This window comes from Pseudomonas sp. 21615526, from assembly GCF_013386245.1.
In the GTDB taxonomy this organism is placed as follows: domain Bacteria; phylum Pseudomonadota; class Gammaproteobacteria; order Pseudomonadales; family Pseudomonadaceae; genus Aquipseudomonas.
In genome coordinates this window covers 22,861-38,210 of the sequence record NZ_JACAOM010000039.1, presented here as the reverse complement: position 1 = coordinate 38,210, position 15,350 = coordinate 22,861, and the positions used below count along the sequence as shown (strand labels likewise).

The following is a 15,350-nucleotide window of genomic DNA, read 5'->3' as shown; positions in this document are numbered from 1 at the left end:
ATCTCCTATCGGGCCGCATCCAGAAAACGCAGCCAGCGCCGTTCAGCCAGGCGAAACAAACCTACCAAGGCAAAGGTAATGCACAGGTAAAGGGCTGCTGCGAAGCCGAATGATTCAAAGGTCAGGAAGGTTGCGGCGTTGGCATCCCGTGCCACTTTCAGGATATCCGGCACCGTGGCGGTGAACGCCAACGTGGTGGAATGCAACATGAAAATCACCTCATTGCTGTAGTAGGGCAATGAGCGGCGCAATGCGGATGGCATGATCAGGTGGACATACAGCTTCCAGCCGTCGAACCCCAGGGATCGGGCGGCTTCGACTTCACCACGAGGCATCGCCCGAATGGCGCCCGCGAGAATTTCCGTGGTGTAGGCGCCGGTATTCAGGGCAAATGCCAACAGCGTACAGTTCAGCGCCTCACGGAAAAACGCATCCAGCACGGGCTGTTCACGCACGGCGGCAATGCTGTAGATCCCGGTATAAAAGATCAGCAACTGGATATACAGCGGCGTGCCGCGAAACAGGTAGGTGAAGCATTGCACCGGCCAACGCAGCCAGCATCTGGATGACACCCTGGCGATGGACAAGGGCAGTGCCAGCAGTAGGCCAAGACACAGCGAGGCACTGGTCAGCCATAGGGTCATGGCCAGGCCGGTAAGTTGTTGACCGTCGGAATAGATGAACGGCCGCCAGTATTCCTGGATCAACTCGATCATGGTGACGACTCCTGCGCACCGACGCCGTAACGACGCGCCAGCCAGCGCAAGGCAAGGTTTGAAACGCTGCTGAGCAACAGGTAGATCAATGCGGCCATCAGCAAAAAGGCCAATAACTGCTGGCTACTTTTGCCCGCTACCTGGGCGACCTTGACCAAATCCGCCAAGCCAATGATCGACACCAGCGCAGTCGCCTTGAGTAAAACCATCCAGTTATTGCCCAGCCCCGGAAGGGCGAACCGCATCATTTGCGGGAATATCACGTGCACGAAGCCCTGACTGAAGGTCATGCCCAAGGCCTTGGCGGCCTGGAACTGGCCGCGAGGTACAGCCAGCAGGGCACCACGAAAGGTTTCGGTGAAATAGGCGCCGTAGATAAACCCCAAGGTGAGTACGCCTGCGCTGAATGGGTCGATTTCGATGTAGGCCATGCCCAGTTCCTGCGTCAGACGACTCAAACCGGTTTGCACCCCATAGAAAATCAACAGCATCAACAGCAGGTCGGGCACCCCGCGAATCAGAGTGGTGTAGAGCTGTGCGCAGAGGCGCCAGGCCCTGACCCTGGACAACTTGGCGCCAGCACCGAGCAGGCCGAACGCCAGCCCCAGCAGCAGTGACAGTAGCGCCAGTTGCAGCGTGACCCAGACACCGCCCAACAAGAGTGGCGCAAAACTGTCCAGGGTCGAGGTGAATTGAGTGAAGGTGGGCAACATGTTTGCGCTCTCGCTCGCCATTGAAGGACGGTCATTGACCGCTGAACATGTTCACACCCGGAAAATACTGGTCTTGCAGCCGAGCGTAGGTACCCTCGGCGTGCAGTGCCGCGAGGCCCTTATCCAGCAGGGCTTTCAGGGCATGATTGCCCTTGGCGATGCCGATGGCGCTTTTGGAGGGCATCAATGCACTTTCGATCGGCGGCCCGAGGACGAACCCCGCACCCTGGGCTGTGCGCATAAATCCGCTTTGCGCTTGCTGTGCATCCTGCAATGAGGCTTGCAGCCGCCCTGCCACGAGATCGGCATACACCTGTTCCTGATCGGCATAAGCCACGATCTTTATGCCCTGCCCGGCGAGCACTTGGCGGGCATAGACTTCCTGGGTACTGCCTTGCAGATAGCCAACAGCCGTACCCTTGGCCAGCTCAGCGCCGGGGCGGAGCACCATGGCGGTGGGGCTGGAAAATACCTCCGAGGAGAAATCAATCACCTTTTCTCGTGCGGCGGTGACCGTCACTGAGGCGAGGATGGCGTCGATCTTGCCGGCATTCAGACTGGGAATCAGCCCGTCAAAATCACTTTCAACCCATTGGCAGCGAACACGCAACTGAGTGCAGAGGGCGTTACCGATATCAACTTCGAACCCCGTCAACGTGCCTTTGTTATCTTTATAGGCAAAAGGCGCGTAATTGGGATCAACACCAAAACGGATGACGGCATAGTCATTGGCAAACAGTGGCGTGTTTAATAAAAGAACAGCGAATAACATCAGGATTGTTTTTTTCATTATTGTATTCCTCGTTATTAAATAAACAGCGAGACTGACTACACCTCGATAAGCGGAATCTCTCGCCGGACCAATAAAGAATCAACGGGTGCATCAAACTCCCGTGCCATTCGATGCCCCGAATACACCGCCGCAGCAATCGTGCCGGGCGCCACGCAATCGCCGATCAACGTCAGCGTGCCGATCCCGGCCGCGCGCACCTGTTCGGGTGCGCTGTTCAACGCCTGATACAACGCCTGCTCGGGTTCGCGGGAGGTGACCAACAGCAAGGAAGCGGCGGGAATGAAGCGTGTCCGCTCCGTGTAGACGCACCCTGCGACAAGGCCTTCAGGCATACACCTGACCAACGTATGGGACGGGAAGATCGTGACGTTCAGCTCCAGCAGGCGGCGCTGGATGCGGTGTTGCTCAAGGGTGTTGTGGGTCCAGGCCGCCACATCCGCCGCCGGGGTGACGAATATCACTTGCACGCCCCGCGCCACCAGGTGCTCAGCCAATACGCTGCCCATGTAATAGTGATCGTCATCGAACAGCAGCACTGGTGACGCCGGCAGGACACCGGCCATCAAATCATCCGGCGTGATGACGGGCAGGCTTTCCAGGCCCGGTAACGGTTGACGCAAGGCTCGTCCCAACCCGTCCCGCCGCCAGCGGGAGCCGGTGGCGATAAATACATGCTCTGCGGCGAAGTCCAGGATGTCCTGGGCCTGCAATCGACTCTCCCGATAAATCTCAACCGACGCCAGGCGACTCAAGGCGTCCAACCGATAGTCGATTACCCGCCCCCAGCTCGCCAACCCTGGAAGCCGGGACTCCAGCGCCACCCGTCCGCCAAGGGTGCGCAAGCTGTCCACCAGCGCCACCTCCATGCCCCGAACGCCCAGTATTCGCGAGCACTCCAGCCCTGCGGGCCCTGCGCCGACCACCAGCGCCCGCCCAGGTTGAAGCGCACGATTGACCGACTCGGGGTGCCAACCGCGCCGCCACTCCTCGCCCATGGTCGGATTTTGCGTGCAGCGCAACGGCGTGCTCGTGTGGTCGCCACTGACACAGACGTTGCAGCCAATGCACTCACGAATCTCGTCCGCTCGACCCTCTTCAATCTTCTTCGGCAAGAACGGGTCAGCAATCGAGGGGCGGGCCGCGCCAATCAAGTCCAGGACGCCACGGCGGACCAGCGAGACCATGGTGTCTGGCGAGGTGAACCGCCCGACGCCCACCACCGGCTTGCGGGTCAGAGCCTTCAGCCCCGACAGGAGGGCCTCTTGATAACCCTCCGAGGCAAAGCGCGCCGTTACACTGTCGTTGGACCAATCGGCGACGTTGACGTCCCACAAATCCGGCAAGTCCGCCAGCATCGAGAATATTTCAGCGCCCTCTCCATCGCGAGACAGGCCGTCGACCCTCTGCTCGTCTACCGCCAGGCGCACCGCCACGGCACACCGATCACCCACCGCATCGCGGGTGTCTTCAATCAACTCGCGCAACAGCCGCACGCGGTTTTCCAGCACACCGCCATACTCATCAGTACGGCGGTTGTTGCGTGGCGTGAGGAAATGGAACGGCACGCCGAGGTCATGCCCGGCATAGACATAGATGATGTCAAACCCCGCGTCGCGCGCCCGCAGTGCGGCGGCACGGTGCATGGCGCGCAGTTGCTGGATATCGGCACGACTCATGGCCCGGGCCTGTACCGGGTCATAACCACGCACCGGCGTATTGGAGGGCGCCCAGGGAATCTCACGACTGTAGCGGTTGGGGGCCGAGTAACCATTGAATGCCAACTCTACGCCGGCCAGTGACCCGTGCTGGTGGACGGCCTCACACATTCGCGCGAGCGCCGGGATGTCGCGTTCATCCCACAAGCGCGCCTCTATGTAGGGAGAGAACTCGCTCAGCGGGCTGATCTCACATTCTTCAGTGCAGACTACGCCCCACCCACCTTCGGCTTTTATCCCGCGCATGCGTGCCATGGCGGAAGGATGCACATGGCCCATGCCATTGCAGTGGGGAACTTGATAAAAGCGGTTACGGGTGCGAACCGGGCCTATTTGTACCGGCTCAAACAAAATGTCATAACGAGGATCGCGCACAGGGCTACTCCCGAACAGATAAGTCCGTTGATGACTGCGTCATAAGAAATTCGGTGTTAACTAATGCCAGGCGATAAAACGCTAATACCCTTGTATTCCAGGGCAGAGCCTTTTTGATGGAGAGTTAATTAAAAAAGTGGAACTCACGTCCCATTGAAACAGGCTTTTTATTATTGGTGTATTCATGGCGCCCTCTCTGCATAAACAAAATCTGCTGTTTTTTAAACAGAATGTCCATGCACGAGAGGCAAGAATCAGAAATGCCCTACAAAATAGTTGAACGTCACTTCTCAGGCATCGGCATCGGAAACGGCATGACATTGCTCATGCCCCGGGCCTCGCTGATTTTCGGCGTGCCCAGGCGCTCGACTTCGTCGATGCGCACGATCGAATGCATCGGCACAAAACTGCGCACCACGCCTTCGAACTGAGCCTTGAGTTTTTCCTCGCCCGGGTCGACGACCAGCTGCGTGCGCTCGCCAAAGACGAACTCTTCCACTTCCAGGAAGCCCCACAGATCACTTTGATAGATCTGCTTGGCGTACATTTCGAACACCTGGCCCTGGTTAAGGAAAATCACCTTGTAGATTGGAGCTTCACGTTTGGTCATGGTGGGCGGGTAACACATCGGGGGATTTAAAAGAGGGCGCGAACTATAGCATGGCGTCCGATGCACAGTGCTAGGAACCTATCGGCATGCCCCCTATAATGCGCGGTTCTTTACCACCAGTTGACGATCCCCATGGCCAAGAAGCTTTACATCGAAACCCACGGTTGCCAGATGAACGAGTACGACAGCTCGCGCATGGTCGATCTGCTGGGTGAACATCAGGCCCTGGAAGTCACCGCTCGCGCTGAAGACGCCGATGTGATCCTGCTCAATACCTGCTCGATCCGCGAGCGGGCCCAGGACCGGGTCTACTCGCAGCTGGGCCGCTGGCGTGAACTGAAACTGGCCAACCCGGACATGGTGATCGCCGTCGGCGGTTGCGTGGCCAGCCAGGAAGGCGCCGCCATTCGCGACCGCGCACCGTACGTCGACGTGGTCTTCGGCCCGCAGACCCTGCACCGCCTGCCGGAAATGATCGACGCCGCGCGCATCACCAAGCTGCCGCAAGTCGACGTCTCGTTCCCGGAAATCGAAAAATTCGACCATTTGCCCGAGCCGCGCATCGACGGCCCAAGCGCTTATGTGTCGGTAATGGAAGGCTGCAGCAAGTACTGCACCTTCTGCGTGGTGCCATACACCCGCGGCGAAGAAGTCAGCCGCCCGTTCGACGACGTGCTGGCAGAGATCATTCACCTGGCCGAGAACGGCGTGCGTGAAGTGACCCTGCTGGGGCAGAACGTCAACGGCTACCGTGGCCAGACCCACGACGGGCGCCTGGCGGACCTCGCAGAGTTGATCCGCGTAGTGGCTGCCGTCGACGGGATCGAGCGGATTCGCTACACCACCTCGCACCCGCTGGAGTTCTCCGACAGCCTGATCCAGGCCCACGCCGAAGTGCCGGAGCTGGTCAAGCACCTGCACTTGCCGGTGCAATCGGGCTCGGACCGCATTCTCTCGGCGATGAAGCGCAACCACACCGCCCTGGAATACAAATCCAAATTGCGCAAATTGCGTGCGGCGGTGCCGGGGATCTGCATCAGCTCGGACTTTATCGTCGGCTTCCCAGGGGAAACCGAGAAAGATTTCCAGCAGACCATGAAGTTGATCGAAGACGTAGGCTTCGACTTCTCCTACTCCTTCGTCTACAGCCAGCGCCCGGGCACTCCGGCGGCTGACCTGTTCGACGAAACCCCGGAAGCGTTGAAGAAGGAGCGTTTGAACGCCCTGCAACACCGCCTCAACCAGCAGGGTTTCGAGATCAGCCGACAGATGGTGGGCTCGACCCAGCGCATCCTGGTGACCGACTACTCGAAAAAAGACCCTGGCGAATTGCAGGGCCGGACCGAGAACAACCGGATCGTCAACTTCCGCTGTGATAATCCGACGCTGATCGGGCAGTTCGCCGACGTGCACATCGACGCGGCACAACCGCACTCGCTGCGCGGTTCGCTGGTGTAACAATAATTCGGCCACCGGGAACCAATGTGGGAGCGGGCTTGCTCGCGAAGGCGGTGTATCAGGCAACGAACAGGCTGACTGCCCCATCGCATTCGCGAGCAAGCCCGCTCCCACATTAGAACGGTACCAGCTTCGGGCTATATAAGTGCTTTCGCACGCAGCCTGCTGGCGTTATCCTTGATTTCATCTTAATTGCCCCAGGGCGGCTAAAAACGACCTTGAACGCACCCATAGAACCACATCGTTTTCTCCTCGAGCCCTTTGAGGCTCGCCGTTTCGCCAATCTGTGCGGACAGTTCGACGAGCACCTGCGCCTGATCGAACAACGCCTGAGCATCGAGATCCGCAACCGCGGCAATCAATTCGAGCTGATTGGTGAACCCCAGCACACCACCTCGGCAGAAAACCTTCTGCGCCGCCTCTACCGGGAAACCAAAGGTAGCGAGCTGTCGCCGGAAACGGTGCACCTGTACCTGCAGGAATCCGCCGTGGAGGACCTGGCCAATAACCCGGTAGCCGAAGCCAGCGTCGCGTTGCGCACCAAGAAAGGCATGATTCGCCCTCGCGGCTTGAACCAGCAGCGCTACGTCAAAGAGATCCTGGGCAACGACATCAACTTCGGCATCGGCCCTGCCGGTACCGGCAAGACCTACCTGGCCGTGGCCTGCGCGGTCGACGCCCTGGAGCGCGAGCAGGTGCGACGCATCCTGCTGGTGCGTCCGGCGGTGGAAGCCGGCGAGAAGCTGGGCTTTTTGCCCGGCGACCTGGCCCAGAAGATCGACCCGTACCTGCGCCCGCTCTACGACGCGCTCTACGAGATGCTCGGCTTCGAATACGTGGCCAAGCTGATCGAGCGCCAGGTGATCGAGATCGCCCCGCTGGCCTACATGCGTGGCCGTACGCTGAACAACAGCTTCATCATTCTCGACGAAAGCCAGAACACCACCGTTGAGCAGATGAAGATGTTCCTGACCCGGATCGGTTTCGGCTCCACCGCCGTGATCACCGGCGACGTCACCCAGGTCGACCTGCCCAAAGGCACCAAGTCGGGCCTGGCCCAGGTGATCGACGTACTCAAGGACGTGCCGGGGATCAGCTTCACGCACTTCATGCCCAAAGACGTGGTACGTCACCCGTTGGTGCAGCGCATTGTCGAAGCCTACGAGCGCTTCGAACACCGCGACGACCAACCGGCCAAGGACACTCGCCGCGATGCTTGAGCTTGACCTGCAGCTGGCCACCGAAGCGCCCGCCCCCAGCGAAGAACAGTTCCGCCAGTGGTGCACCCTGGCCCTGCGCCAGCGCACCGCCGACTCGGAGCTGACCATTCGCCTGGTGGACGAGCCCGAAGGCCGTGAACTGAATCACACCTGGCGACAAAAAGACTACGCGACCAACGTGCTGTCGTTTCCCGCCGACGTACCCGATGAGCTGCTGGATATCCCGTTGCTGGGCGACCTGGTGATCTGCGTCGAAGTGGTCGAGCGTGAAGCAAAGGAACAGGGCAAGGAACTTGAGGCCCATTGGGCCCATCTAGTCATCCACGGCTGCTTGCATCTCTTGGGTTACGACCATATAGACGATGACGAAGCCGAAGAAATGGAAGCACTGGAACGAACGTTGCTTGCAGAACTGGGTCATCGTGACCCGTATGCAGACGACGAAATTGCAACTACACCTAACTGAAACAATAAAGGATTTAGAGTAATCGCTATGAGCGAAGACCGATCGAGCAACGGGCAAAAGTCATGGCTGGGGAAACTCACCCAGGCCTTTGCCCACGAGCCGAAAAACCGCCAGGAGCTGCTGGAGCTGCTGCGCGAGGCGCATCAGAACAAGTTGCTGGACAGCGAAGCGCTGGCCATCGTCGAAGGCGCCATCCAGGTCGCTGACTTGCAAGTACGGGACATCATGGTTCCGCGCTCGCAGATGGTCAGCATCAAGGCGACCCAGACCCCACGGGAATTCCTCCCGGCCGTGATCGACTCGGCGCACTCGCGCTACCCGGTGATCGGCGAAAGCCATGACGACGTCATGGGCGTCCTGCTGGCCAAGGACCTGCTGCCGCTGATCCTCAAGGAGAACGGCGACAGCTTCAACATCAAGGACCTGCTGCGTCCTGCCACCTTCGTCCCTGAATCCAAGCGCCTGAATGTGCTGTTGCGCGAATTTCGTGCGAACCACAATCACATGGCCATCGTGATTGACGAGTACGGCGGTGTAGCGGGTTTGGTGACCATCGAAGACGTGCTGGAACAGATCGTCGGCGACATCGAAGACGAGCACGACGTCGAAGAAGACAGCTACATCAAGCCGCTGCCCAGCGGTGATTTCCTGGTCAAGGCCCTGACGCCGATCGAGAACTTCAACGAGTTCTTCGACAGCGAATTCTCCGACGATGAATTCGACACGGTTGGCGGCCTGGTGATGAGTGCGTTCGGGCACCTGCCCAAGCGTAACGAGACCACGGAAATCGGTGCCTATCGCTTCCGCATCCTGAATGCCGACAGCCGCCGTATTCACTTGATCCGTTTGACACCTATTGCCCGCTAAGGACTGACATGCGCCGTATGATTGCACCCGGCTGGCCCGGTAACTTGCTGGCCGTGGTGGCCGGCGCCATCACCACCCTGGCGCTGGCGCCGTTCGACCTCTGGCCGTTTGCGCTGGTGGCGGCCGGGTTCTTTTATGCGGGATTGCGTGAACTGACACCGCGCCAGGCCTTGTGGCGCGGCTGGTGTTTCGGTTTCGGCCTGTTTGGCGCCGGTACCAGCTGGATCTACTACAGCATCCACCACTTCGGCGGCGCTTCGGTGTTGCTGGCGGGCATGCTGATGCTGGCGTTTACGGCGGCCATTGCCTGGTTCTTTGCCCTGCCCGCCTGGCTGTGGGCGCGCTGGCTGCGCCGCAACGAAGCGCCACTGGCCGATGCCCTGGCCTTCGCGGCCTTGTGGGTTGGCCAGGAAGCGTTTCGCGGCTGGTTCCTCACCGGTTTTCCCTGGCTCTATTCCGGTTACAGCCAGCTCGACGGTCCTCTCACCGGCCTCGCGCCGCTGGGCGGGATGTGGCTGATATCCTTTGCCCTGGCGCTGACCGCCGCACTGATCTGCAACCTGCCGCGTCTGCTGGCGGCTAAGCGCAACCTGTTCATCGGTGCCGGCTTGCTGTTGTTGGTGGCGCCATGGGCCATCGGCCTGGCACTCAAGCATCATGCATGGACCACCCCCGCCGGCGCGCCGCTGACCGTGGCCGCCGTCCAGGGCAACGTCGAACAAAGCATGAAGTGGGACCCCGAGCAGTTGAATGCGCAGCTCACGCTGTACCGCGACATGAGCTTCAGCTCCAAGCCTGTCGACCTTCTGGTATGGCCGGAAACCGCCGTGCCGGTGCTCAAGGAATCCGTGGAGGGTTACCTGGGCATGATGGGCAAGTTCGCCGCTGACCGGCACACTGCGCTGATCACCGGTGTACCGATCCGCCAGGAAGTGCATCACCACAAGCGCTTCTTCAACGGCATCACGGTGGTGGGCGAAGGCGACGGCACCTACCTGAAGCAGAAGCTGGTGCCGTTTGGCGAGTACGTGCCGCTGCAGGACATGTTGCGCGGCTTGATCGCGTTCTTTGACCTGCCGATGTCGGACTTCGCCCGCGGGCCGTCCGACCAGGCTTTGCTGCAAGCCAAGGGCTATCAGATTGCGCCGTTCATTTGCTATGAAGTGGTGTACCCGGAGTTCGCCGCCGGCCTGTCGGCCCGCAGCGATTTGTTGCTGACCATCAGCAACGACACCTGGTTCGGCCGCTCCATCGGCCCGCTGCAACATTTGCAGATGGCCCAGATGCGCGCCCTGGAAGCCGGGCGCTGGATGATCCGCGCCACCAACAACGGCGTCACTGGCCTGATCAACCCGTACGGGCAGATCACCGTGCAGATCCCGCAGTTTGAACGCGGGATTCTCTACGGCGAGGTCGTGCCGATGCACAACCTCACGCCTTACCTGGAATGGCGTTCCTGGCCGTTGATCATCCTGTGCCTTGGCCTGTTTGGCTGGGCGCTGTTAGCGGGCCGGATGTCCAAAACGGTTTAAAAGAAATACTCGGACGACAATGTGGGAGCGGGCTTGCTCGCGAATGCGATCTGTCAGTTAAAGCACCAGTGACTGACACACTGCATTCGCGAGCAAGCCCGCTCCCACATTTGACCTGCGGTATTACCTGTAAAACATCCGGTAACCCACCTGCCCCACCGCTTCATTCAGCAACTGCCCGCTCTGCCATACCGACTTGAACTCCGGCATCCAGCCACCCAATGGCCGGGCATTGTCCAAACCAAGAAACCCCACTGGCGCCGGAACAACCGTGAACCCGGCCTTTTCGAAGCTCCAGCGCGAGCGCGGCATATGCCAGGCCTGAGTCACGACCACCACACGCTTGATCCCCTGCGGCAGCAGAATCTCGGCACTCATCTGCGCGTTTTCCCACGTGGTACGGCTGCGCTCTTCCTTCCAGCGCACGCTCACGCCAAAGTCATCCTGCATCGATACCGCCATCAACTCCGCCTCGCTGGGCGGTGTGCCGTAGTGCAAGCCGCCGGTGGTCAGCACCGGCAAGCCCGAAGCCTTGGCCAGGCGGGCTGCATAGCGCTGGCGCTCAAGGCCGATACCCGTCGGCTGATCGGAGCCCCACGCCGGATCCCCGCGCTCACGCCCCGAGCCCAACACCACGATGGCATCAGCCCGCTGCGCCAGGGTCGCCCATTCATCACGGGCCAGAGGCGGCTCGGTCTCCAGGGCCTTTGCGCCCCATTGAACCGCCACCGGCAGGCTCATCAGCCACATCCCGCCAAACCCCAGGGCAAAGCACACGGCCGCCAGCCGCGGTCGGCTGCGACGAAACCACCAGGCAAGGGCCAGCAACAGCAACAGGATGCCGGGCGGCAACAACAATTGTTTAATGAAATAGCGAATAGGCATCGGGCATCTCCAAAGATGCCCGAAGCCTAAGGTGTAACGGGGTTAAGCGACAATCTTTACAGGAACAGACGCTGAGAAGGCTACAGATCACTAACGCGGTACTTCACTTGAAACGCACGGACCGGAGTTTTTCCGGGCTGCGACCGGCCGAAAAATCCTTGAGCCATACCACCTTGGCCGATCGCGAAAACTCCTGGGCTGGCGGGGAGGCCATGCCATGGGACGCGCGATGCTCATTCAATTCCAGATACACCCTGATCACGTCCAGCTCTGCCTGGCTCAAGCCACGCAGTTCCAACTCCAGAGGCCGTTCATCACACAATCGGCCTGCGGTTTTTGCTGCATCCAGTGCTCGACCCAAACGGTCGATCAGTCCTTCGTACACCTGCGGTTTCGTTAAAGTTCGCTGCGAATCAACCATCCCTCACCTCATTGAAGATAAGACTCACTCCCCACTAAACAGCGTAGTCCTGCTTGCCCTGCCTGCCTGGCGCCGCGACCAACGGCCTCGGCGGCGCAATCAGGGTTTCCCTCGATAGAGTGGGGTCATGTATGCTACGGCGCTTCCTGTAACTCCACTTCCCGCAGGGTTTGGGCACGGACGCGCCGCTTTTTGGTGTCGATCAACCTGAACGTTGCACCGAAGAGGATTAGGCCACCCCTATTCAGTTCAAAAGTAGCCATGCACGAACAATATCAGCCCCGTGAAATAGAAAATGCCGCCCAGTCGTTCTGGGATGAGCAAAAGTCCTTTGAAGTCAGTGAACAGCCAGGCAAGGAGACTTTCTATTGCCTATCGATGTTCCCTTACCCCAGCGGCAAGCTACACATGGGGCATGTGCGCAACTACACCATCGGCGACGTCATCTCCCGCTACCAGCGCATGCTGGGCAAGAACGTCCTGCAACCCATGGGTTGGGACGCCTTCGGCATGCCGGCGGAAAACGCCGCGATGAAGAACAACGTAGCGCCCGCCAAGTGGACCTACGAAAACATCGCCTACATGAAGACCCAGCTGCGCAGCCTGGGCCTGGCGGTGGACTGGTCCCGCGAGGTGACCACCTGCAAGCCTGATTACTACCGCTGGGAACAATGGCTGTTCACTCGCCTGTTCGAAAAAGGCGTGATCTACAAGAAGAGCGGCACCGTGAACTGGGACCCGGTGGACCAGACCGTACTGGCCAACGAACAAGTGATCGACGGCCGCGGCTGGCGTTCCGGCGCGCTGATCGAAAAGCGCGAAATCCCGATGTACTACTTCAAGATCACCGCCTACGCGGATGAACTCCTGTCGAGCCTCGACGATTTGCCGGGCTGGCCCGAGCAGGTCAAGACCATGCAACGCAACTGGATCGGCAAGTCCCGTGGCATGGAAGTGCAGTTCCCCTACAACGTCGACTCCATCGGCGCAGAAGGTGTACTGAAAGTCTTCACCACCCGTCCGGACACCCTGATGGGCGCGACCTACGTCGCCGTGGCCGCCGAACACCCGCTGGCCACCCAGGCCGCACAGAACAACCCTGAGCTGCAGGCGTTCATCGCCGAATGCAAGGGCGGCAGCGTCGCCGAAGCCGACGTCGCCACCCAGGAGAAAAAGGGCCTGCCGACCTCGTTGTTCGTCGAGCACCCATTGACCGGCGAGAAGCTGCCGGTGTGGGTCGCCAACTACGTGCTGATGCACTACGGTGATGGCGCAGTAATGGCTGTGCCGGCCCACGACGAGCGCGATTTCGAATTTGCCGTCAAGTACAACCTGCCGATCAAGTCCGTGGTGCGCACCAGTTCGGGCGACACCAACCCGGCTCCGTGGCAGGACGCGTACAACGAACACGGCACACTGATCAATTCCGGCGAGTTCGACGGCCTGGATTTCGAAGGCGCCTTCGACGCCATCGAAGTCGCGCTGATCAAGAAAAACCTCGGTGCCTCGCGCACCCAGTTCCGCCTGCGTGACTGGGGCATCAGCCGCCAGCGCTACTGGGGCTGCCCGATCCCGATCATCCACTGCGAAACCTGCGGTGACGTGCCGGTACCGGAAGACCAACTGCCGGTCGTATTGCCCGAAGACGTGGTGCCGGACGGTGCTGGCTCGCCATTGGCGCGCATGCCCGAATTCTACGAGTGCACCTGCCCGAACTGCGGTGCCCCGGCCAAACGCGAAACCGACACCATGGACACCTTCGTGGAGTCTTCGTGGTACTACGCCCGCTACGCCTCGCCGCACTATGAAGGCGGCCTGGTGGAAAAATCCGCGGCCGACCACTGGCTGCCGGTAGACCAGTACATCGGCGGTATCGAACACGCCATCCTTCACCTGCTGTACGCGCGCTTCTTCCACAAGCTGATGCGTGATGAAGGCCTGGTGAGTTCCGACGAGCCGTTCAAGAACCTGCTGACCCAGGGCATGGTGATTGCCGAGACTTATTACCGCCGCGAAGCCAATGGCGCCTACACCTGGTTCAACCCGGCAGATGTCGAGCTGGAGCGTGACAGCAAGGCCAAGGTGATCAGCGCCAAGCTGAAATCCGACGGCCTGCCGGTGGAAATCGGCGGCACCGAGAAGATGGCCAAGTCGAAGAACAACGGCGTCGACCCACAGTCGATGATCGACCAGTTCGGCGCGGACACCTGCCGCCTGTTCATGATGTTCGCCTCGCCGCCTGACATGAGCGCGGAATGGTCGGACTCCGGCGTCGAAGGTTCGCATCGCTTCCTCAAGCGCGTCTGGCGCCTGGCGCACGCCCATGTCAGCCAAGGCTTGCCGGGCAAGCTGGACGTGGCGGCCCTGAGCGATGAGCAAAAAGTCATTCGCCGCAGCACCCACCTGGCCATCAAGCACGCCAGCCAGGACGTGGGCCAGCACCACAAATTCAACACCGCCATCGCCCAGGTGATGACGCTGATGAACGTGCTGGAGAAAGCGCCGCAGGCCACCGAACAGGACCGCGCACTGGTACAGGAAGGCCTGGAAACGGTCACCCTGCTGCTGGCGCCGATCACGCCGCACATCAGCCACGAACTGTGGAACCAGTTGGGCCACAGCGGTGCCGTCATCGATGCCGGCTGGCCGGCACAGGATGACAGCGCCCTGGTACAGGACACGCTGCAACTGGTGATTCAGGTCAACGGCAAGCTGCGTGGCCAGATCGACATGCCGGCCAGCGCCAGCCGTGAAGACGTCGAAGCCGCCGCCCGTATCAATGAGAACGTGCTGCGCTTCACCGAAGGCCTGACGATCCGCAAAGTGATCGTGGTGCCCGGCAAACTGGTCAATATCGTCGCTAGCTAATCGGATCGGGCGCCGAGGGAATAACCTTGGCGCCGAACAAAACCTCCAGGGCCTCGATAAGGCCCATATGGTTTCAAGGGGAGCATCAAAATGATCAAACGCAATCTGCTGGTTATGGGCCTTGCCGTGCTGCTGAGCGCTTGCGGCTTCCAGCTGCGCGGCACCGGCACCACCGAACTGGCGATCAAGGAACTGGACGTCACCGCCCGCAACTCCTACGGCGAGACCGTGCAACAGCTGCGCCAGGTCCTGGAAAACAGTGGCGTCAAAGTCTATTCAGGCGCGGCTTACAAACTGAACCTGGTGGATGAAAAAGAAGAGCAGCGCAGCCTCAGCTACGCCAGCGCCGGGCGTGCTTCGGACATTGAGCTGAGCACCACGCTCTTCTTCGAAATCCAGGGCCATGACCACCTGCCGCTGATGGGCGACAAGATCCAGATACAGAAAGTCGTGAGCCACGACGGCAACAACCTGGTGGGTTCGGACTCCGAAACCATCCAGGTGCGCAAGGAAATGCGTCGCGAACTGGTGCAGCGCATGGTCCTGCGCCTGCAACTGATCACGCCGGAGCAACTGGATAAGCTGCAGCAAACCGCGGATGCCAAGGCCAAGGCAGATGCCGATGCGCTGAAAGCGGCGCAAGAGTATGAAGACAGCCAACCTAAACAGTCGCCTGTCGAAGTTCCTGTCGAGTAAGCCAGACGGGGCGCC

The 15,350-nt window shown here is 60.2% G+C and carries 14 protein-coding genes; 7 read left to right on the top strand and 7 right to left on the bottom strand.

The genetic code is table 11. The features are described from left to right. Nucleotides 1-5 precede the first annotated feature (5 nt). From HX786_RS13560 to HX786_RS13540, 5 genes are all read right to left on the bottom strand, one after another. Nucleotides 6-716 (bottom strand): ABC transporter permease, encoded by a 711-nt coding sequence (locus tag HX786_RS13560; RefSeq protein WP_003215465.1) that lies wholly within the window; start codon nucleotides 714-716, stop codon nucleotides 6-8. Then, a complete protein-coding gene (locus HX786_RS13555; RefSeq protein ID WP_003215463.1) occupies nucleotides 713-1,429 on the bottom strand; it encodes an ABC transporter permease in 717 nt (238 codons plus the stop codon). The genes HX786_RS13560 and HX786_RS13555 overlap by 4 nt, the downstream gene beginning before the upstream one ends. A gap of 31 nt (nucleotides 1,430-1,460) precedes the next feature. After that, the gene (locus HX786_RS13550) at nucleotides 1,461-2,219 is read right to left on the bottom strand and encodes a transporter substrate-binding domain-containing protein (RefSeq protein ID WP_177008854.1); all 759 of its coding nucleotides are present in this window, start codon (nucleotides 2,217-2,219) and stop codon (nucleotides 1,461-1,463) included. Between the two features lie 38 nt (nucleotides 2,220-2,257). Continuing rightward, nucleotides 2,258-4,312 (bottom strand): NAD(P)-binding protein, encoded by a 2,055-nt coding sequence (locus tag HX786_RS13545; protein WP_178912206.1) that lies wholly within the window; start codon nucleotides 4,310-4,312, stop codon nucleotides 2,258-2,260. Between the two features lie 283 nt (nucleotides 4,313-4,595). After that, on the bottom strand, nucleotides 4,596-4,922 hold the full coding sequence (locus tag HX786_RS13540) for a DUF1820 family protein (RefSeq protein WP_003215457.1): 327 nt from the start codon (nucleotides 4,920-4,922) through the stop codon (nucleotides 4,596-4,598). Nucleotides 4,923-5,054: 132 nt separating this feature from the next. On the opposite strand from HX786_RS13540, the gene miaB reads away from it, so the two are divergent. The 5 genes from miaB (at nucleotide 5,055) to lnt (ending at nucleotide 10,465) form a co-directional block, all read left to right on the top strand. Further along, nucleotides 5,055-6,380, top strand: a complete 1,326-nt coding sequence (miaB, locus tag HX786_RS13535; protein WP_178912205.1) for a tRNA (N6-isopentenyl adenosine(37)-C2)-methylthiotransferase MiaB — start codon at nucleotides 5,055-5,057, stop codon at nucleotides 6,378-6,380. 218 nt (nucleotides 6,381-6,598) lie between these two features. Continuing rightward, nucleotides 6,599-7,600, top strand: coding sequence for a PhoH family protein (locus HX786_RS13530; protein ID WP_003215453.1), 1,002 nt, complete (start codon nucleotides 6,599-6,601; stop codon nucleotides 7,598-7,600). Then, a complete protein-coding gene (gene ybeY / locus HX786_RS13525) occupies nucleotides 7,593-8,066 on the top strand; it encodes an rRNA maturation RNase YbeY (protein ID WP_003215452.1) in 474 nt (157 codons plus the stop codon). The genes HX786_RS13530 and ybeY overlap by 8 nt, the downstream gene beginning before the upstream one ends. Before the next feature lie 27 nt (nucleotides 8,067-8,093). Beyond that, nucleotides 8,094-8,933, top strand: a complete 840-nt coding sequence (locus HX786_RS13520; protein ID WP_003215451.1) for an HlyC/CorC family transporter — start codon at nucleotides 8,094-8,096, stop codon at nucleotides 8,931-8,933. A gap of 8 nt (nucleotides 8,934-8,941) precedes the next feature. Continuing rightward, nucleotides 8,942-10,465 (top strand): apolipoprotein N-acyltransferase, encoded by a 1,524-nt coding sequence (gene lnt / locus HX786_RS13515; RefSeq protein ID WP_178912204.1) that lies wholly within the window; start codon nucleotides 8,942-8,944, stop codon nucleotides 10,463-10,465. Nucleotides 10,466-10,588: 123 nt separating this feature from the next. Here the strand turns inward: lnt and HX786_RS13510 are convergent, their stop codons facing one another. Further along, nucleotides 10,589-11,350: a YdcF family protein gene (locus HX786_RS13510; protein ID WP_008436576.1), complete on the bottom strand. Its 762-nt coding sequence runs from the start codon at nucleotides 11,348-11,350 to the stop codon at nucleotides 10,589-10,591. Between the two features lie 103 nt (nucleotides 11,351-11,453). Next, on the bottom strand, nucleotides 11,454-11,771 hold the full coding sequence (locus HX786_RS13505; RefSeq protein ID WP_008436575.1) for a hypothetical protein: 318 nt from the start codon (nucleotides 11,769-11,771) through the stop codon (nucleotides 11,454-11,456). 261 nt (nucleotides 11,772-12,032) lie between these two features. Between HX786_RS13505 and leuS the strand changes: the two genes are divergently transcribed. Both leuS and lptE read left to right on the top strand, forming a co-directional pair. Beyond that, entirely contained in the window at nucleotides 12,033-14,639 is a 2,607-nt protein-coding gene (leuS, locus tag HX786_RS13500; RefSeq protein ID WP_178912203.1) for a leucine--tRNA ligase, read from the top strand. Between the two features lie 90 nt (nucleotides 14,640-14,729). After that, a complete protein-coding gene (gene lptE / locus HX786_RS13495; RefSeq protein WP_008436571.1) occupies nucleotides 14,730-15,335 on the top strand; it encodes an LPS assembly lipoprotein LptE in 606 nt (201 codons plus the stop codon). Nucleotides 15,336-15,350: the final 15 nt, after the last annotated feature.